The sequence below is a fragment of the Pirellulaceae bacterium genome, from assembly GCA_019636385.1.
In the GTDB taxonomy this organism is placed as follows: domain Bacteria; phylum Planctomycetota; class Planctomycetia; order Pirellulales; family Pirellulaceae; genus Aureliella.
In genome coordinates this window covers 1,534,454-1,553,624 of the sequence record JAHBXT010000001.1, presented here as the reverse complement: position 1 = coordinate 1,553,624, position 19,171 = coordinate 1,534,454, and the positions used below count along the sequence as shown (strand labels likewise).

General features: G+C 52.5%; 15 protein-coding genes. 6 read left to right on the top strand and 9 right to left on the bottom strand.

Features of this window, described 5'->3' with window-relative positions:
- Window positions 1-54: 54 nt before the first annotated feature.
- The 5 genes from KF752_05765 to KF752_05745 all read right to left on the bottom strand — a co-directional run bounded on the left by KF752_05765 (window position 55) and on the right by KF752_05745 (window position 7,721).
- Window positions 55-3,243: an efflux RND transporter permease subunit gene (locus KF752_05765; GenBank protein ID MBX3421046.1), complete on the bottom strand. Its 3,189-nt coding sequence runs from the start codon at window positions 3,241-3,243 to the stop codon at window positions 55-57.
- Window positions 3,244-3,260: 17 nt separating this feature from the next.
- Entirely contained in the window at window positions 3,261-4,778 is a 1,518-nt protein-coding gene (locus KF752_05760; GenBank protein ID MBX3421045.1) for an efflux RND transporter periplasmic adaptor subunit, read from the bottom strand.
- A 266-nt stretch (window positions 4,779-5,044) separates the two neighbouring features.
- Complete coding sequence (locus tag KF752_05755) at window positions 5,045-5,551, bottom strand: hypothetical protein (GenBank protein ID MBX3421044.1); 507 nt, start codon at window positions 5,549-5,551, stop codon at window positions 5,045-5,047.
- A 79-nt stretch (window positions 5,552-5,630) separates the two neighbouring features.
- Window positions 5,631-7,157, bottom strand: coding sequence for a TolC family protein (locus KF752_05750; GenBank protein ID MBX3421043.1), 1,527 nt, complete (start codon window positions 7,155-7,157; stop codon window positions 5,631-5,633).
- 117 nt (window positions 7,158-7,274) lie between these two features.
- Window positions 7,275-7,721 (bottom strand): hypothetical protein, encoded by a 447-nt coding sequence (locus tag KF752_05745; GenBank protein MBX3421042.1) that lies wholly within the window; start codon window positions 7,719-7,721, stop codon window positions 7,275-7,277.
- Window positions 7,722-8,493: 772 nt separating this feature from the next.
- Here KF752_05745 and KF752_05740 point away from each other — a divergent pair.
- The 5 genes from KF752_05740 to KF752_05720 are packed head-to-tail and all read left to right on the top strand — an operon-like array spanning window position 8,494 to window position 13,593.
- Window positions 8,494-9,648, top strand: coding sequence for an ABC transporter permease (locus KF752_05740; protein MBX3421041.1), 1,155 nt, complete (start codon window positions 8,494-8,496; stop codon window positions 9,646-9,648).
- Window positions 9,649-9,683: 35 nt separating this feature from the next.
- On the top strand, window positions 9,684-10,202 hold the full coding sequence (locus tag KF752_05735) for a hypothetical protein (GenBank protein MBX3421040.1): 519 nt from the start codon (window positions 9,684-9,686) through the stop codon (window positions 10,200-10,202).
- Between the two features lie 2 nt (window positions 10,203-10,204).
- Complete coding sequence (locus KF752_05730) at window positions 10,205-11,770, top strand: efflux RND transporter periplasmic adaptor subunit (GenBank protein MBX3421039.1); 1,566 nt, start codon at window positions 10,205-10,207, stop codon at window positions 11,768-11,770.
- A complete protein-coding gene (locus KF752_05725; GenBank protein MBX3421038.1) occupies window positions 11,771-12,463 on the top strand; it encodes an ABC transporter ATP-binding protein in 693 nt (230 codons plus the stop codon).
- Window positions 12,460-13,593 carry an ABC transporter permease gene (locus KF752_05720; protein MBX3421037.1) on the top strand — a complete coding sequence of 378 codons (1,134 nt, stop codon included), beginning with the start codon at window positions 12,460-12,462 and terminating at the stop codon, window positions 13,591-13,593. The genes KF752_05725 and KF752_05720 overlap by 4 nt, the downstream gene beginning before the upstream one ends.
- 129 nt (window positions 13,594-13,722) lie before the next feature.
- Here the strand turns inward: KF752_05720 and KF752_05715 are convergent, their stop codons facing one another.
- Together KF752_05715 and KF752_05710 are read right to left on the bottom strand one after the other, a co-directional pair.
- Complete coding sequence (locus KF752_05715) at window positions 13,723-14,319, bottom strand: hypothetical protein (protein MBX3421036.1); 597 nt, start codon at window positions 14,317-14,319, stop codon at window positions 13,723-13,725.
- A 206-nt stretch (window positions 14,320-14,525) separates the two neighbouring features.
- Window positions 14,526-15,224 (bottom strand): GNAT family N-acetyltransferase, encoded by a 699-nt coding sequence (locus KF752_05710; protein MBX3421035.1) that lies wholly within the window; start codon window positions 15,222-15,224, stop codon window positions 14,526-14,528.
- A 738-nt stretch (window positions 15,225-15,962) separates the two neighbouring features.
- Between KF752_05710 and KF752_05705 the strand changes: the two genes are divergently transcribed.
- A complete protein-coding gene (locus KF752_05705; protein MBX3421034.1) occupies window positions 15,963-16,562 on the top strand; it encodes a hypothetical protein in 600 nt (199 codons plus the stop codon).
- Window positions 16,563-16,640: 78 nt separating this feature from the next.
- Here KF752_05705 and KF752_05700 read toward each other — a convergent pair whose 3' ends face one another.
- Together KF752_05700 and KF752_05695 are read right to left on the bottom strand one after the other, a co-directional pair.
- Window positions 16,641-18,902 (bottom strand): copper-translocating P-type ATPase, encoded by a 2,262-nt coding sequence (locus KF752_05700; protein MBX3421033.1) that lies wholly within the window; start codon window positions 18,900-18,902, stop codon window positions 16,641-16,643.
- 45 nt (window positions 18,903-18,947) lie between these two features.
- Window positions 18,948-19,166 carry a heavy-metal-associated domain-containing protein gene (locus KF752_05695; protein ID MBX3421032.1) on the bottom strand — a complete coding sequence of 73 codons (219 nt, stop codon included), beginning with the start codon at window positions 19,164-19,166 and terminating at the stop codon, window positions 18,948-18,950.
- Window positions 19,167-19,171 lie beyond the last annotated feature (5 nt).

The following is a 19,171-nucleotide window of genomic DNA, read 5'->3' as shown; positions in this document are numbered from 1 at the left end:
AATCACGACAACGTACGAGCCCTGAACACCAAGGCTCTTTTCAAAAGGGGAACACTAAGCTGCTCGAGCAACGACCTCGTCATTGAGTTCGATTTGCGTGTGTGCAGCCTTCACGGCTCGCTCGGCGGACCGAATGCCGAATAGCCAGAACAAAGCGGGGTGGACGAAGAAATCGAGCATTGTCGAACTGACAACGCCTCCGAGAATCACTGTTGCCACGGGGTAAAGTATCTCTTTCCCCGGTTCGCCGGCCGCGAGCACCAGCGGTATAAGCGCGATACCGGCGGTCAGTGCAGTCATCAGCACCGGTGCAAGTCGTTCAAGGCCCGCACGGACAATCATCTCCTTGGTAAAGCTTTCGCCTTCGAACTCCACGAGATGGATGTAGTGCTGGAGCAGAAGCACGCCGTTTCGCGACGCAATACCAGCCAGCGAAATGAAGCCAACCATCGATGCGATCGTCACTGTTTGACCGGTAAGCACCAAAGCAGCCACCGAGCCGATGAAGGCCATCGGCAATGCAGCCATGACTTGCAGTGCCAAGTTCACGGTGCGAAACAGCGTGTATAGGACGAAGAACACACCGACGAGAGAGATCGCAAACAGGATTCCAATGACACGGCTCGCGGATTGTTGGCTTTGAAATTGACCTTCATAGGTTGGGTAATAACCAGCGGGTAAGGTCTCGATGATCGGCGCGATCGCCTTCTTAATGTCTTGCACTACATCGACGACGCCACGGTCTGCAACGTTGCATTGAATGACGACACGCCGACGCACATTCTCGCGATTCACCGTGTTGGGGCCGCCAGACTCGTAAATACGAGCGACATTACCAAGCGGTACTGTGCCACCCTCAGGCAACTGAATTGGCAGTCGCTTGAGTGCGTTGATATCCTCGCGATAGTTATCTTGCATGCGAACGGTGAGATCGAAAGTGCGCATGCCGTCGAGAATCTCTGAGGTAACTTTGCCATTCATCGCAGTTTGGACGTACTCATTTACGTCGTTGACTTGCAAACCAAGTTGTTTGAGTTGCCCTCGATCCATCTCGACTCGCAATTGAGGAATGATGACTTGAGGTTCAATCATCAAGTCGGTCACGCCAGGCACAATTGCCATCTCAGCTTTGATTTGCTCCGCCTTTTGCCGCAGCAGATCGAGATCATCGCCATAGAGCTTCACGCCAACCTGGGCCTTAACGCCCGAGAGCATGTGAGAGATCAAGTGAGCAATTGGCTGCTCCGTGGCGGTGACGATGCCTGGGATTTGATCCATCGAGCTACGGATGTTCTGCAGTTGCTGCTCACGAGATTGTGACGAATTCGGGTCGAGCTCAATCAAGTACTCGCTCATATTGACCCCTTCGGCATGTTCGTCCAATTCCGCGCGACCAGTGCGTCTCACGAATCGTTGAACGTCGGGTATCTCCATCAAAGCCGACTCAACCGTGCGATTAATCCCTGCCGATGCAGCCAGCGAGGTACCGGGTGGCAACACAACGTTTAGCTGAACAGTGCCTTCATTGAACGGAGGCAAGAAGTCTCGCTCCAGCCGCGATAAGAATAGACCGGCCAAGACGACGATCGCAACAGTTACGCCTAAATTAAGCCACGGGAACGCAAGACTGAAACGGATGACACGTTCTCCAATCCACTTCACACCTCGCAGTACAAAACCATCCTTCTCGTGGCCCTTGCTGCTGATGCTCCCCAGTAGCCAATAGGACAGCACCGGAGTCACCGTCAGCGACACCAACAAGGATGCCAGGATCGATACGATGTATGCCACGCCCAGCGGAGCAAACAGTTTGCCTTCCATGCCACCAAGTGCAAACAGAGGCAGGAACACGAGAATAACGATCATCGTGCTGAAGACGATCGATCGACGAACCTCTGCACTCGCTCGGTAGACGACTAACAGTGGATGAAGTGGGTTCGCGGCCGAACGATTCTCTTTCAACCGTCGAAAAATGTTCTCGACATCAACAATCGCATCGTCAACCAACTCGCCCATCGCCACAGCAATGCCGCCGAGCGTCATCGTATTGATGGAGAGCCCAAACACAGCAAAAATCAATGCCGTCATCACCAGCGATAGTGGTATTGCAGTCAGCGTGATAAAGGTCGTGCGTACATTCATCAAGAACAAGAACAGGATGATGACCACGAGGATCACACCATCTCGAAGTGCTTCTTCGACATTTTTAATCGCACGATCAATGAATGACTTTTGCGAGTACGTCGCTTCAATCCGGACTCCCGGTGAGAGCGATGGTTTTAGCTCCGCAAGAGCCTCCATGATGGAATCGGTAACGGCTCTCGTATCCGCGCCGGGCTGCTTGTTAACAGTTAGAACGACAGCTGGACCACCGGAGAACGCCGATTCGCCTTCAGCTTTTCGTACGAACGCCGAACTGTCACCGCGTTTGACTTGCGCGCCCTCATGAATCTCAGCGACTTGCGACAGTAGCACCGGCCGGCCATCGCGGATCGTGATAGGTATATCCTGCAGGTCGCCGACAGATTGAATTCGTCCAAGGCTGCGAACCAGAAATTCACTGGGGCCTTGTTGGTCAAGATATCCTCCGGTCCCGTTTTCGTTGCTCTTGCTAACCGCAGTTTCGACTTGTTCGAGCGTGACACCGTAACGCGTCATTGCATCGGGATTAACACGAACTTGAAACTGCTTGCGCTCGCCGCCCATGGTAAAAACCTGCGAAACTCCTGGAATCGTAAGCAGGCGTTGGCGGACGACCCAATCTGCTTCCGTTCGCAATTCCATGGGGGTGACATCCGGATTGTCTGTCCACATTCCCAGCATCAGGATCTGTCCCATGATGGACGAGATCGGTGCGAGTTGTGGCTGTATGCCCGCGGGCAAGCGATCTTGTACCAACTGCATTCGTTCAGCCACGATCTGCCGGTCTGTATAAACGTCTGTGCCATAGGCGAATTCGACGTAGATGACGGAAATGCCTACGCCAGAGGAGCTTCGGACTGCTTCCACGCCGTTGGCACCGTTGATCGTGGTTTCGATGGGAAACGTGATCAACGTTTCGACTTCTTCCGGGGCCATTCCTGGCGCTTCGGTCATGATCACGACACGAGGACGATTTAGATCAGGGAATACATCGATAGGCATCTGGAAAATCTGCCAGGTGCCGATTCCGATCAATCCAAGTGCGATGGCAATGACTAGCAAGCGCTGATGGAGCGCGAACTTGATTAATGCATTTAACATTCGAGAGTGCTCCGTGCTTAGTGGTTATGGCCTGCGTGCGGGTCTGCACCTGCACCGGACTTGTTTTTGATGGCCATCTGCATCTGATGCGCAGAACGCAGTGCAACCACGTCGCCTGGAAAGATTGCTCCGTCACTCTCGATCACAACATATTTCTGGTCTCGATACTTCACATGTACGGCGACACGATCAAAGTGATCCCCATTCTGTTGAAACACAAACCAATCCGCTCCGTCTTTCACAGCCGCATCCACTGGAAGAACAATCTGCTTTTCCCAAGCCTCAACGGGGACGCGAACTTCAAGCCGCTGACCTACGCGATACTTCCAAGTGACAAATCTTTGTCCCTCGTTTGTGGTTTCATCGCGAAGAATTCTGTTTGGCAAATTGACGAAGAAAGACAGCGTTCGCGACTGCGCATCAACGGCGTTCGCAACGAATGCTAACTTAAGGTCGGCTAAGGTTTCTTGGCCCGACACTCCTGGAATGATCGCCTCGATTGGCCAGCCCTTAGCCGCAACTTCGGCGATCGCTGGGGCATCCTGTTCAAACGCCTTGCCCTCGATGTAGAGAGACGAATAGTCGGAAAGCGTGCAGAGCATCTCGCCGGCTTGTACACCTTGCCCCTTTGAAGCGCTCAATCGTTCCAAGATCAACGGCTCTGGCTCGTGAACTGCCGGCGGTTGATTCTGAGGCTGAAAGGAGGCTGCTCGAAATCGGCGATCGCTCAATCGCAGATTATTTTCATCATGTGAATGATTGTCGATTTCCGGAGCGACAATGGTGAGATCGCGCAGCAAGCGTTGTTCGCGAACAATCGTGTCGATTTGCTCGTCGCTCAGCCCATGCAGTTTCAGTGCAGCTCGTTGGGCGGCAATTGAGCTTTGCAGTTTTTGAAGAGCGTACTGCCGTTCCAGCAAGATCTTACTGGCGACTGCACCGGAGCGAGTCACTTCTTCAAGCCGCGTGATCTCGCGTTCTTCCACAGCAACGTCAGCCAAGTTCTTAAGCAACTGCGTCTGCGTGTCGACGAGATCTTCATACGTCAGACGAACTTCAAAAAGCATATCCCCCGGTACGACTGCCTCGCCGCTCACGGCGTGTACATGTTGCACAATGCCGATCATGGGCGAAGAGACCTTGATGTCGGTTCGGCCCGGCTTCGCGACAACGATCGCTGGAACGGTGACGGTACGATAGAAGTTTGAAAGCTCAATTGGCCGAAGGTACTCAGGCGTTAGGCCAAGGTTCTTAAGCGATTGGGGAGTCAGCTCGAGCGAGCTGCTCTCGTCATGTCCTGCGTGGTCGTGTCCATCTTCTTCATGAGCATGGTCGTGCTCTTCGTCTGAATGGGCATCCCCTTCGCCTGCCTCGCGCATGGATTCCTTGCGAGCAGCAACCGTTCCGTCGATCCAGCCGTTTAAGGCTGGCCACCACTTGGGATAGAAAAATACAGCGACGGCAACCAATGACAATCCAACGCCCCATCTAATCCATGGGTTGCTGAACATCGCCTGAAGTGAGAGCTTTTTCATAGTAAACTCGACAATTGAAAATCCATTTCGAAGGTGATAGCGCGCGGCCACTCGATCTAGAATGTGCGTGGAGATGAGCATGCACATTGATCTGCGGCAGGCAGTTGTTTCAGTCCAGCAATGCAAGAACCTGGGCTACGAGTAACGCAGAGTTACGCGCAGCAAACAGCTGATTGCTCTTGCGAAGCAGGAATTCAACTACGTTTGTGGGCTGAAGAAACGACCAGCAAAAACAAGAGTTGTTGCTCGGACGTGCGAATGCCCTATCAAATTAGCCACACTTGGTGTACGGCGCGATTAAGAGGTGCCTTTGGCGGACCATCCAGCCAACTGCCAACGAAGTCAGCAGCGCGGGATGCAACTTGCCAAAAGTCAACGGACGCATTGATCCAAACTGGATTGGCGATGGACTGGAGGTCTGAAAAACTAGTCGGAGCTTCGGCGATTCCAAATACGCACTGGCCGTCATCACAATGATTGGAGTGGCCGTGTCCTTCCAACGGGCAAGTATCAACGCCATTCTCGGCAATCGACGCTGTGGCTATCTCGTGACCGTTCGATGCGTGTTCATCATCGTGTCCATGTGAATCGCACGCATGTCCATCGTGGTCGCAGCCATGCCCCGTTAAGATGGCGGCTTGTTCTTGCATGCAGCTGCCATGAGACAAACAGCAACCGAGCACCGCGTGAGCGGTGAAGGCAACCAGTGTCAAAAGGCGAATGGCAAAGAACATTACGAGCCAACTTTTACGAATTACGGGATTGAAGTTCATGGCACGCGGACCTTTTAATGATACCGCAACGACGGTTAGGTAACTAGTTCATTCTGAGCTGCGATCGAATCAGAGACGCTTATTCCTGGTCAAGGGTTAGTCCCCGAAGCGAGTCGTCTCCGCTGTTATTAATGACAGCATTGAGCGCCCCGGTCAGCAGATAACCATCGATTTGTGCCTGCGCCGTGGCCAGTTGGGCACGAGCTGCGATGTAGGCAAGGTTCGTGTCAAAGTACGTTCGTCGCGTAACCAGTAGCTGGATGAAATCCTGTTCACCGGCTCGGTACGCGCCCTCGGCTAGATCCAATGTTTCTTGGGCAGCGGGCAAAAGTTCGCTTAAGTACATGTCGACGGCCTCGGCTGCTCGAGCGTAGTCCCCAGAAGCAATCGCGAGCCGCGCACGAATCGCGTTGTCGATGCGCTGTGCTTCTTGCACCGCTCGACAGTACTCAGCGCGAGCCGCAGCGATGTTGCCTTGGTTCTTGTTGAAAACTGGAATTGGCGCACCAACCTGCACATTCATCATGCCCGAGTCGGTGCTGTTATCGACGCCTGCTCCGAACTGGACGCTTAGATTTGGTAAGGGCTGAGATTCTTGACGTCGGATCGCTGCACTGGCTTGATGAATTCGAGCTTGTGCGGCAGCGTACTCGGGACTAGTGGCAACAAGTTCGTCTTCAATTGCTTTCCAGTCTTGGCTCGCTGGAAGCTTTGGCAGTTCTCCCGCGACCGCCTGTAGCTGCATGTTCGGCATGCCAGCTAGAGCAACGATCTCCCGCAGTCGGGCCGACAGCGAGGCCGAGAGCTGTCTGCGATCAAGTTCCAGTTGCTTGATTTGAACCTGAGTCTGTAAAAGGTCGATCCTGGAGCCTTCGCCTGCTTGCATACGTTTCTCAGCCGCATTCACCCCTTGCTTCAGCAATTCAAAAAACTGATCGATCGATGCGAGTTGTTCTTGAATTCGAAGGCTGTCGTAATAGGCGATCTTGATGTCTGTCGCAACTCGAAACTTCTGCGCTTCTAGTTCTTGCACTTGAGCTCGTACGGCCTCATTAAGTACAGCACGATTCAGTGCACGCTTATCGCCGGTAATGATCTGCTGTTGAACGAATAGTAGGTGCTGATCTGTCCCAGCGCCAGCCAACTGTTGGCCCTGGTAGCCTAGCATCGGATTGGCGTACAGACCAACTTGTGTGCGATAACCTGCTGCGATCTGAGTCGTCGCGGCCAGTTCTTTAATGGCGGGATTGTTAGCGAACGCAAGCGACAGAAGTTCTTCGAGCGTCGCGCCGTCTGCCATGGCTTCAGGCGAGGCCACTGGATCGACCATGACAACGTCAACGGACGCGGGTTCGACTACACCGGCAGCTTGAGACGACTGATGAGCATACGCGGCTTGCGAAACCGGTTGAGTTCGCAATGCGTAGTCTTCGTCCAACGGTGTATTGATGCCAGTCTTGCTTTGGCTAACAGCGTCGCTTTGCAAACTTGGGGATGCATAGACCGTTGCTTGCTCGCTTGGACGGATGTGTCGCTCCAGTCCACTGCAGCCAACCGCCATACAAGCGGCTGAGCAGACGATCCATTGTGCAATGTTCATTTTCATGGAGCTCCCTCCGAAGCAAGCGCACTGAGTAGCAAAGGGCTTTCTCGAGTAAAGATATCGAGTGCCAGTAGTGATCCGAACAAAAAAGAATTGGCGATGGTTAACGTCAAGCTCGGTTCAAATGCGCAGCACGTTTGGCAAAGAGGTAGACCGAGTCGACTTGTCGGGATAAAGGTGCTGAAATTGCTTCATCGAACGCTGCTGATACTCAAACCCTGACCACGCTGGAGTGACCGTCGCAATATCGGCTAGTCGATTAACTGAACCAGAAAGCAATAATGCGTTTTCAAAACCACCGATGCAGCACGGACAATCGCGGTGCGAATGGTGATCGTCGTCCGGATGATGGCCCGGAGAGTCGGAGTCATGCGATTCGGAGCAAGGAGCTTCGCACGAATGCTCTTCTTGATCATGTTCGCAATCAGAGTGGTAACCGGCGATTTCAATCACATCCTGCAGCAGGCAGTGCGTACAAGCCAGCGACGAGGGAGGGATCAAGGCGGATATGCTCGCAGCCACAAACACGGCGCATTGAGCGAATCGTGTTAACGGAGTGCGAAGCATTGGGCAATCCAGGGCAGAAGCTGTGGAAACGAAAACCGATCTGGGACTTCCTCTTTGGTATCGACTCAACGATTGGGGCACCTTTAACGAAAAGTCCGAATCCCCCGAATGAAGCAGTGATTCATTGGCGGTCGGTCACCCGCCAATATCTATTTACGTTGCTCCTGGGGCATCAAAAAGCCAAAAACCCGTGCGGTTCGGTGGCTGACATTGCCTCGAGGGCGTCCAAGAGCTATTCTTAAAGGAATGAGATCCCCTCTAGTAGCACTACTCCTAATCGTCAACTTGTTGACCTGTCCGCTCAGTTGTTTGGGTTGCCAACCGCTCCCAGCTTCCAGCGTCGAAAGCGCGTGCGCGACGTGCGAATGTTGCTCTGACTGCGTAGAAACAGAGATCCCTGCTGCCCCCGAGCCGCATGATAGCGATTGTGAGTGCAAGAATTGCATTTGCGAGGGGGCGATTGTCGCCAGTCCGGTTGAGCTGCCGCAATCTTCCGATGGGATATGCTGGTTTCATCGGATACACATCGAATTACGAAGCCCCGTCAGTTCGTTTTTCGCTGATGGGCATTCGAGAATCGTCGTGACGGGTGCATTCACGGGTAGCGATGCGCGTGTAGCGCTTCAATCTTGGCAGATCTGAGCCAGCCAACGCCTTTGCGTTTCTTCTAAGTGTTGTTCGGTAGGACAACGATTCAGATTCACTTGTTGAGATTCGGTGCTGCGTAAAACTTTTCGCAGCGTGATGATCCAGCCTAAGTAAGACCCCCTTCATGCTGCTTCCCTGGGAATACAGTGTTCGCAATCTGGCCAGGCGACCCGTGCGCACTGCATTAACGATGATGGCACTGGCCACTGTCGTTATGTTGGTGTTTGTTGTGGTTGGGTTCATTCGTGGACTTGAACAGTCGTTGACCGCAAGCGGCGACGAAAACGTCGTATTGGTTTACTCGGTGAACTCGGAGGAGAACATTGAGAATTCATCAATCCCCGCCCGGACACCATCCTTATTGACTGCCAGTGTAGATGGAACGGTCAAGCGATTTGGGCTCAACCATGCGTCGCCGGAGTTATACGCAGGCACACGAGTTAAAAGCGAAAACAATGAAGGCGGATTGGGATTGGTGCGGGGGGTAACTCTCGCCGCGCCACTGGTTCGACGAACAGTTCAGTTGATCGATGGTACTTGGCCAGGTGACGGCGAGGTGATGGTAGGGCGATTGGCGGCCGCAAAGCTAGGAAGCAGCGAAGATGAAATCGCCATCGGAAAGAGTATTGAATTCGAGGGACGTTCGTGGAACGTCAGTGGAAGATTCGCCGCCGGGGGTGCTGCATATGAATCTGAGATTTGGTGCAGGTTGTCAGATTTTCAAACTGCATCAAAGCGGCAAGACATTAGTTTGGTCGCGTTGCTCTTTGTGCCGGGCAGTTCCCCCGCTGAAGTTGAGTTGTTTTGCAAGGAACGCACAGACCTCGAGCTTCGGGCGATAGCGGAAACAGAGTATTACGCAACGTTACAACAACATTATAAGCCCGTTCGTTTGTTGGCGTGGCTGGTAGTAGTGCTGGTGTCCAGTGCGGGGATATTCGCTGGACTGAACATGATGTACGGAGCGGTCGCGGGCCGTGTCAGGGAGATTGCGACGTTGCAGGCGATGGGTTATCGCCGACGCGCCATCCTGATCAGTCTGATCCAAGAAGGTGTGCTACTATCCGCGGCTGGATCGCTGTTTTCTGGGGTAATCGCATTGAGCTTGCTGAATGGATTGGCCGTGAGGTTCACTATGGGTGCATTTACGTTACGCATCGACGGTGTAGCAATTTTAATTGGTTGCAGTGTCGGACTGCTATTGGGTGTCGTTGGTGCGTTACCACCGGCACTGAAAGCGCTGCGAGCAGAAGTCGCAGCGAGCCTTAAAGCTGTTTAGTTTTGAAAACCCTTGTTTCGTTTTGGAGCGTTTAGATGAAAGTTTTTTCAAGTATTGCGTTGGTCGTTTTAACTCTTGGATCTATCGGCTGCCAGTCGAAAGTCAGTAGCTCATCGACTGCGAATACCAGCCAATCCACTTCGTCTTTTCTTGTTGAAAGCGAGCCCACGGGAGCCATGCCCGTAGGTGAAGCGCGAGCAAAGAGCGAAGACGGCCAAGAAGTCACCCTTGTTGGTCTAATTGGAGGATCAAGCAAGCCGTTTGTCGAAGGACTGGCAGCATTCACGATTGTCGATCCGAAAGTACCTTACTGTGCGGACGATGAAGGTTGCCCAACTCCTTGGGACTATTGCTGTCAGACGGAAGCCGTTAAGGAAAATATCGCCACGATCAAACTCGTTGACGAGACAGGCAAACCAGTTGCGTCAAGTGCTCGCGACCTACTCAAGGTCAAAGAACTATCGACGGTGGTTGTCAAAGGTAAAGCCAAACGCGATGAACAAGGCAACCTTACCATTGCCGCTAACCAAGTGTTTGTTCGGCCAGGTAAATGATCATGGCAAAAGAACAACTAGATATTAGTAGCCTGGCGCTAGATCGTACGCCGACAATCAGCGCAACCAAAGCGCCATCACTTCAACACAAGAAGCGATGGTTGTCGCGGTATGCATTACCTGTCGGCGTTTTGTTGGGCTTTGCGATGCTACTTTTCGCTGCAGCGGGCTCTCGCTTCATGCCAGCCCGCTCAGTGACGGTCGTTCCGGTGATTGTAAAGCGAGCTGAGCTTCAGCAAGCAGGTACAACGCTATTCCAAGCGCCAGGCTGGATCGAGCCTCGTCCAACCGCCATTAGCGTAGCCGCGATGACTCACGGAGTTATCGAGGAGCTAATGGTCGTAGGCGGGCAAACAGTGCAGAAAGGGGAGCCGATCGCACGATTGGTTTCCATCGATGCGGAATTGGTACTTGAGCAAGCGAAGAATGCTCTAGCAATCCGCGAGGGTGAACTTAATCGCGCGAAGGCGGAGCTTTCCGCAGCGCGCATTCGCTTCGACAATCCCGTGCACTTGAGAATTCAACTGGCCGATGCAATGAGCAATTTGACGAAATCAAAAACAGAGTTAGCCAAACTGCCCTTCCTTATCAAGTCTGCCGAATCGAGCGTTAAATACACGCTCGGAAGTATGGCAGGAAAGCAATCAGCCAAGGGGGCGATCTCAGATAACACGATCGCGAAAGCCGAAAACGAGCATGCGATGGCAACAGCAAACTTGCAAGAGTTGAAACAACGCGAACCTAATCTGGAACGCGAGGTCAGTGCGCTCGAGGAAGTCGTTCACGCTCTTGAACGGCAATTGGAGTTGCTGGTAGAGGAAACTCGGCAACTGCAAGAAGCAGAAGCGAAGGTTCAATCGGCGGAGGCTTATCGAAATGAAGCTAAGCTGCAAGTACGCCAAGCGGAACTTGCCCTCGAGCGGAGCACAGTACGCGCTCCGATGCAGGGTCGCATTCTAAGAGTGGTCGCATCTCCTGGATCGCGAGTCATGGGCCTCGAAACTACGGCTGGACAAAGCTCAAGTACGGTCGTCGAAATGTATGATCCACAAAAACTTCAGGTGCGAGTTGATGTGCGACTTGAGGACGTTCCGATGGTCATACCGGGCCAACAAGTCAACATTGAGACCGCCTCTTCTGCCGATGTAATCCACGGTCAAGTGCTGCAGATCACCAGCTCGGCGAACATTCAGAAAAATACATTGGAGGTCAAGGTTGAGTTGCTTAACCCACCACTATCCGTGAGCCCCGAGATGCTCGTCACAGCCGCTTTTCTGGCTCCGAAAAGCGACGTATCGTCCGATTCAATGGGAGAGGCCGAGCGCATATTCGTTCCAGAGTCTTTCGTGCAGGCCAGCGATTCACAATCGTTTCTATGGATAGTTGATGAGAATTCAACGGCGAGAAAACGCACGGTGGAATTAGGTGGTAAAGCGGCCGATGACCTCATCGCAATCAAATCAGGTCTCCGAGTTACAGATAAGTTGATCGCTTCAGGAAGAGATGGATTGCGAGATGGTGCGAGGGTGCATGTAACAAGCGACGATCCAATTATAGGAATGAAATAGATGGCACTCGTAGAACTTCGTGGTGTAAGCAAGAGCTTTAGCAAGGGCGAAGAGACCATCACGCCACTTGACAACATCAGCATGGACATTGAGGAAGGCGAGTTCATCTCCTTAATGGGTCCCAGCGGTACCGGCAAAAGCACGCTGCTTAACTTGGTGAGCGGAATTGACCGGCCCGATGCGGGAACAATTACTGTCGATGGGACAGATGTGACCAAGTTGTCTCGCACGCAGCTTGCTGATTGGAGAGCTGCCAACCTTGGGTACATATTTCAGACACACAATCTCATTCCTGTGTTGACCGCTTATGAGAATGTTGAACTACCAACGCTGCTGTTGAAGTTATCCTCCGCGCAACGAAGGCAACGAGTTGAACTGGCTCTAGAGGCGGTCGGCTTGAGCGATCGAGCAAACCACTATCCCCGCCAGCTTTCCGGTGGACAAGAACAACGCGTGGGCATTGCTCGTGCAATAGTGGCTCATCCGAAAGTTGTCGTGGCGGATGAACCGACTGGGAGTCTGGACGCAGAAACCAGCGACCAAGTTCAGATACTTCTGCAGAGACTCAATCGTGAACTCAATATCACGATGTTGATGGTCACGCACGATAGCAACGTCGCGGCCATTGCAACCAAGCAATTAGTCCTCGATCGGGGCAAGTTTCTGGCACGCGCAGAAGGAGCAGCTCGATGATTGGTTATGTCTTGAAAACATTGTGGCGACACCGTACTCGAACGCTGCTGACGGTATCGGGTGCAGCGGTAGCGATGTTCGTCTTTTGTTTCGTTGGCTCTGTTCAAGAAGGGCTTCATCGGCTGACGACGGGTTCCGATGCGGATCGCAGCTTGATTGTGTTTCAGGAAAATCGCTTTTGCCCAACCACCAGCCGCTTGCCAGAGGATTATGCAACGAAGATCCGTGAGATTAATGGGGTGCGCGATGTCATGCCTATCCAAGTGTGGACGAATAACTGTCGAGCAAGCTTGGACATCGTGGTGTTCAACGGTGCCGACCCCATCCAGATCCAAAAGTCGCGACCACTCACGCTTGTAAGCGGTAGCTGGCAACAGTTTCAATCACAACGCGATGCAGCCATTGTCGGGCGCAATGTTGCGAATCGTCGAGGCTTAAAAGTCGGCGACCAGTTTTCGATCGGTGACATTTCGGTGCGGATAGCAGGGCTTTTTTCGTCGACGGTGCCTTCCGAAGAAAACCTTATTTATACGAGTCTCGCTTTTCTGCAGTATGCCCGCGGCCTCAACGCAGCCGGACTGGTTACTCAGCACGAGGTCCAATTGACCGACGATGCCGATCCCGATCGCGTGGCAAGTGAAATCGACTCCAAGTTGCGAGCTGGTGCCGTGGCAACCAAAACGCGTCGTAAAGGAGCGTTTCAAGCGAGCACACTTTCGGATCTTGTCGACCTCATCGGGTTTGCCCACTGGCTCGGCTACGCGTGTGTCGGTCTGGTGTTATCGCTTGTGGCTACTACAACGGTCATGAGTGTCCAGGATCGCATCAAGGAATACGCAGTGTTGCAGACCATCGGCGTGCGTCCTCTAACCACCATGCGTCTGGTTCTCACCGAAAGCACACTCTTATGCTTGGTGGGAGGCGTAACCGGAACGTTGCTTGCGATGCTCGCGCTGAGTCTCGGTGGTTTTGCGATCGGAGCTGAGGGAGCGACTATTGCCTTCCGACCGTCCGTAGCACAGGCGTTTTCCGGATCAGCAATTTCCCTTTGTGTTGGCGTGATCTCTGGTTTACCTCCAGCAATCCAAGCTTCAACAATTTCAATCGTGCACGCTCTTCGTCAGTCATAGTCGCGAATAAAAGAAGCGTAGAGGAACCGACTGAATAGAAAGATTCCAGCGATGATACGCCAAAGGCAGCTCGCAAAAGGCGAACTGCCTACTAACGATTGTTCAAGGTGAACACGGGCGATAAAAACTTTACTTCCCAGGCTTTGGTGCCGGCGTTTCATGATCGAGAGGCTCATGTCCACCTGCCGCATGGTGTGCGGCATCTTCGTGACCGAGCTCCTTTAGCAGCTTGTCGTGCTCCTTCTTCATTTCATCTAGCGATACTTGGATCTTGCTGCACATCTCTGCGCACATTTTTCCATCTGGTGATGATTTGCAGCATTCTTCATGAAGCGACTTCTGGACTGCGTTCGCTTGGCCGAGTTGCGTTTCGATCTTCTTGACTTGCGCGACAACCTTCGGGTTAGTTGCGTGTTCGTCACGAACAATTACCAAATCACGCTGAATGGCCTGCAATTGCTGACCAAGCATCTGGGATTCGGCTTGCGTCACCTGCGTTTGAATCATCGGCGATTGAGTTGCATACCGCTGGATTCCAGTTGAATAGTCTCTGGCATGTTGGATGTTGCGAGAAGTTCGCTGGTTGGCCCAAAAGCCCGCCCCATTGTTTCTCGATACCTTGTCATTGATCCGTGATTGGGCTTGTGTCACTTGCGGAAAGGCAAGTGCGAGACCCGCTACCAGTGCGATCGAAGCCGCAAATTTTCCAAAACTTTCGATACTCATCGTAGTTCCTTTCAAGAACATGACTTGCGACATCGTAAATACAAAGATGTCGACTTCTGTGAGGTCGTGAGCCGCCATTCGGTCCACACATACAAGTTTGATGCTTCGCTCGCGACTCACCTTCAGAAATAAAACTGATTCGGAGCATGAATGTCGAAGTAATGTTGAATGCGTGTCGGGATCTCGGATTGACGAAGGCCGGTTTGCTAGCGAGTGCGGGGGTCACCCACGTATTGTCCAACTTTACTCGGCTCGAAGCTTGACGAAACGCAGTAGTAAGCTCTTCTCCAGCCAACAAACGCACAAAACGTTGTTACTCCACAAACTTCGAATCCCATCCGTTTTACAGCCTGAATCGCTCGTGCATTGTTGGCGTCAGTCGTTAAAGCAATTCGCAGGACTCCGTCCGCCCTAAGAATCTCTGCTGCCTGACTAATGAGCACTTGATATAACCGCTTTCCACGATGCTCAGGTTTTACGAATGCGGCGAAAAGATAAGCGGTCTCAGGATCCAGAAATAACGGAAGACCTGTCCATACATGTCCGCTGGAGTTATGCGCGGCTGGAATATCGCCCGTGCCAACCCAGGCATATGCAACAATCGCTTCGCTGGCCATTAATGCATAGCAACGAAATCTTTTACGATCGAGATATTGAAAAGCTTCGCACTGGAGGAGCGGGTTGCACTGTGAAAGAATATCGAAGCTCTCGACCGATAGTTCAATTAGTTCAATCCCGTCGGGTAACTTTTGTCCGGATGCAGCTAAGTGTTCGACGTTGGAACACATGAGCAGGCTGAAGTCGGCAATACCTACGCGTCGAAGTAGTGAATACACAAGCCTATCGATTTTTCGCGGAGCGAGCGTGAATGCTGCATCCGTTATCACCAATGTCTCATAACGCATGGCAACGCGCTCAATTCCTTCTTCGTTTGTGGATATAACGATTCCTCCCCGATCGTCGAGACAAATTTTTGTTCAATGCTTCCTAATTAACATTTCAGGCCAATGCGAAGCTAGCCTCGCATTGAGTGTTGGTCGTTAAAGACAACCAACACTCTTTGACAACCTGCCGGTTTAACAAACGGGTTAGTATTGTTGACAATCTACTTGGCACCTGAGACGACCTTTTTCAGTCCCTTCTCGGATGGGCACATTGGGCACGTACCACTCTCGACACCCTGTGTGAGCGTGCTCGCGGCTGAGCTAGATTCTTTGCCTCCGCAACAAGTGGCCTCACAGGCATTGGAATCGCTTGTGCAGCATTCGCATGTGCACTGTGCGCAGCTGCAAATCCCGGTTTCACAGCAGCAGCCGCCGTCGGTACAGCAACTGGAGCAAACGCATGATTGTGACACATCAGTGGTCGGGTTGCTTGCGACACTCGCCGCAATTGCAAGACTAACCGCAAAAAGAACCAACATCAAAAACATAGCTACTGACTTCATTTTTCAACCTCGTATTTCACTATTGGACCTCGCGTTGCATGAAACCACTTCCGCAACCTTGAGTTTGGATGCATTTGGCAGACACTTTCTTCAGCGAACTTTGGATTATTTGCGAACACTGTGCACTCAACTTGCTCGATTGGCGATCAATCAGATTCGCCACTGCGCAAGTCGTTTGCAGAATGCTCGCTAAATCTTGAGTGAGTGCTTAGATGAAGCTCAAGCGAATTGCCTTCACAGCTTTTTCGATTTTTTGGCATACTTGCTCTATGTCCAAGAAACGCCGTATTCCGGCATGAGTGCTGCGGCAGCGGCGGAAAAAGGTATCGACCGTTTCGATGCTGCGTTAAGTCCATTCAATGCGAGGTTTGTCATGTCCCACTTTTCACTTGTTGCCGCGTTCGCCCTATCTGCGATTGTTCCGCTCACGGCATTTGCTGACCAACATGAGGATTCGAAAATGAAAAAATGCGCCGAAGTCTGTGCCGCTTGCCAGATCGAGTGCGATAGCTGTTTTGATCATTGCCTAAAAATGCTTTCCGAAGGGAAAAAGGAGCATCAAGCAACTGCAAGAATGTGCGCTGACTGCGCCGAGTGCTGCAAAACATGTGCGACACTGTGCGCGCGCAACAGCCCCTTAGCTAAGCCCATGCTCGAATGCTGCGCCAAGTGTTGTGAAGAGTGTGCGGCTGCGTGTGAAAAATTTCCCGATGATGAACATATGGCCGCTTGTGCTAAATCCTGCCGAGAGTGCGCGAAGGAATGTCGCGACATGCTCAAGCAAGCTCAAAAATGATTGCATAGCAACAACCGGGAAGTGAAATAATGAGTCTGTTGTTTCGGGCCGCGCTTCAGGCGCGGCCCGAAACCAAATTCATCGCCACGACCTTAATCGCAATGCGTTTGTCACGACAAAGAAGCTAGAGAGACTCATCGCCAGACCTGCCGCTATCGGTGACAGACTCAGACCTGTGATGGGTTTAAGCAGGCCGGTTGCAATGGGAATAAGCAAAACGTTGTAGCCAAATGCCCAGCCCAGATTCTGCTTGATGTTCAACATCACGGCCTTCGACAAGCTTATCGCACGCGGAATGTTCTGAATGTCGCCAGACATCGCAATCACATCTGCGCTCTCGATCGCAAGGTCTGTTCCTGTGCCCATCGCGATGCCGACATCAGCAATTGTTAACGCAGGAGCATCGTTCAAGCCATCGCCCACGAAAGCCACACGTCGTCCGTCTCGCTTGAGCGTGTATACCACGTCTGCCTTGTCATTCGGACGCACTTCCGCATATACCATCGTTGCTGGTATCCCGCAGCGATCTGCAATCGATAATGCGGTTCGCTCATTGTCCCCTGAGATGAGCGCCACTTCGTAGCCCGATTGTTTTAGATGCTCCACTGCACTTGGTGTCGACGGTTTGATGGGATCTGACACGATCATGATCGCGGCGAGCGAACCATTGACCGCCGCAAAGAAGTATCCGCTTCCCTCGGACATTGCATCAGCCACTTGTGCATCTAACGACGATGTATCGATGCGGCGTTCTCGCATCATCTTTTCCGAGCCGATGATTATCGCGTGACCGTTGGATAATTCGGCTTCAACTCCCGCGCCTGCAATGGCGTTGAAGCTGGTTACGGTAAGAGGCGACTTGGGCCCTTTGGCAGCGGCATCCACAATAGCCGTGGCCAAAGGGTGCTCCGATCGCTGTTCTACGAGAGCCAGTTGGGCCAGCAAGTCGTCACTCGAGAACGGTGGCAATACGTGGAATAGCGAGAGGTGCGGTTTTCCAACCGTCAGCGTTCCGGTTTTATCAAAAGCGATCAATGCAACTTGGCTCAAAGACTCGATCGCATCCGTCGAGCGAAACAGAATCCCTTGTTGCGCCGCCTTGCCCGTACCCACCATCACACTCGTAGGAACCGCGAGTCCCATTGCACATGGGCAAGCAATAATGAGTACAGCGACCGCATGGATGAGTGCTTGATCGATTGAGCCGCCGGGCATTACGAAAAGCCATGCGAGGGCAGTAAGCAATGCGATCAACAACACCACGGGTACAAAGTACGCGACGACTCGATCAGCAATGCCTTGAATGCGCGGCTTCGAAGCCTGCGCAGATTCAACGAACGCCACGATCTTCGCTAAAGTCGTGTCGGCTCCGATGGCAGTGGCTCGAAACTGAATACTTCCACTGCCGTTGATCGTACCTGCCACCACTTCGTCCCCCGTTTCCTTGGCCACTGGTACGCTCTCACCAGTCACCATGCTCTCATCGATATAGGTAGAGCCACTAACGACCACACCGTCCACTGCGATGGCAGATCCAGGACGGACTTCAACAACATCATTAAGGACAACAGCCTCCGCAGGAATGGTTACCGCTTCACCGTTGCGTATAACTGTGGCCATTTTCGGTACCAGTTTTAGAAGTACCTTCATTGCGTCAGACGCTTGATGCCTAGACTTCGTTTCAAGGAATTTGCCTAACAAGATTAGCGTGATCACTACTGCCGACGCTTCAAAGTAGACATGACGCGATTGCGGAGGAATCCACTGGGGAAAAACCGTGACAACAGTGCTGTAGAGGAAAGCGGCCATCGTCCCCAGAAGAATCAGCGAATTCATATCGGGAGATGTTGAAAAGAGGCTCTTTGCGCCTAGTCGAAGGAAGCGTCCGCCAAACCAGAATTGAACAGGAATGGCCAAGCCGAACATGACCCAATTCCACTGCTCCATCGACAACCAGGACATCATCAAACTCATGACTCCGTCGAACAACATGGGAGCCATCGCAAGCACAACGATCGGTAGTGCAAAGATCGCTGCTCCGACGAACAAATGCCACAATCGCTGAGCTTCTAAATCGTTGTCCTCAATCGAACCCGAGTTTCGCACCGTGGAGAGCTCAACGGGCTCATAACCCAGCTTTGTAATCGCAAGTTGGATCGTTTCGAGTTCGCCAGCTTGTGGGAAATGGTCGAACTCGACCGCCGCACGCTCCGTCGCGAGGTTGACTGAAGCGCTGGTCACTGATGGGATCTTGCGCAGTCCATTTTCGACGCGTCGGACACATGCAGCGCAGGTCATGCCCTTGACGCCAATCTCGACCGTCTGCTCAGCATTCATCATTATCCATCTCCTCGTCTGAGAGGCCCACCACTTGGCTAGAGGTTGCTAATGAGAGGCTACTGCTTCATAGCCGGCTTCTTCGACGGAAGCCACGATTGATTTGTCGACGAATTGCCCCTCGACAACTGCTTTTCCTGCTTTCAAATCAACCTGGGCAGCGGTTACGCCCTCGGTGGCTCGGATGGCTGACTCAACCGCTGATTTACAGTGGCCGCAGGTCATGCCAGTGATCTGGAAGGCCTGTTTACGTGGTACTTGGTTCATTTTTG

Bases quoted from the DNA above. Each gene is read 5' to 3' on its own strand.
- KF752_05765 (MBX3421046.1), bottom strand. From the start codon at position 3,243: ATGTTAAATGCATTAATCAAGTTCGCGCTCCATCAGCGCTTGCTAGTC.
- KF752_05760 (MBX3421045.1), bottom strand. From the start codon at position 4,778: ATGAAAAAGCTCTCACTTCAGGCGATGTTCAGCAACCCATGGATTAGA.
- KF752_05755 (MBX3421044.1), bottom strand. From the start codon at position 5,551: ATGAACTTCAATCCCGTAATTCGTAAAAGTTGGCTCGTAATGTTCTTT.
- KF752_05750 (MBX3421043.1), bottom strand. From the start codon at position 7,157: ATGAAAATGAACATTGCACAATGGATCGTCTGCTCAGCCGCTTGTATG.
- KF752_05745 (MBX3421042.1), bottom strand. From the start codon at position 7,721: ATGCTTCGCACTCCGTTAACACGATTCGCTCAATGCGCCGTGTTTGTG.
- KF752_05740 (MBX3421041.1), top strand. From the start codon at position 8,494: ATGCTGCTTCCCTGGGAATACAGTGTTCGCAATCTGGCCAGGCGACCC.
- KF752_05735 (MBX3421040.1), top strand. From the start codon at position 9,684: ATGAAAGTTTTTTCAAGTATTGCGTTGGTCGTTTTAACTCTTGGATCT.
- KF752_05730 (MBX3421039.1), top strand. From the start codon at position 10,205: ATGGCAAAAGAACAACTAGATATTAGTAGCCTGGCGCTAGATCGTACG.
- KF752_05725 (MBX3421038.1), top strand. From the start codon at position 11,771: ATGGCACTCGTAGAACTTCGTGGTGTAAGCAAGAGCTTTAGCAAGGGC.
- KF752_05720 (MBX3421037.1), top strand. From the start codon at position 12,460: ATGATTGGTTATGTCTTGAAAACATTGTGGCGACACCGTACTCGAACG.
- KF752_05715 (MBX3421036.1), bottom strand. From the start codon at position 14,319: ATGAGTATCGAAAGTTTTGGAAAATTTGCGGCTTCGATCGCACTGGTA.
- KF752_05710 (MBX3421035.1), bottom strand. From the start codon at position 15,224: ATGCGTTATGAGACATTGGTGATAACGGATGCAGCATTCACGCTCGCT.
- KF752_05700 (MBX3421033.1), bottom strand. From the start codon at position 18,902: ATGATGAATGCTGAGCAGACGGTCGAGATTGGCGTCAAGGGCATGACC.
- KF752_05695 (MBX3421032.1), bottom strand. From the start codon at position 19,166: ATGAACCAAGTACCACGTAAACAGGCCTTCCAGATCACTGGCATGACC.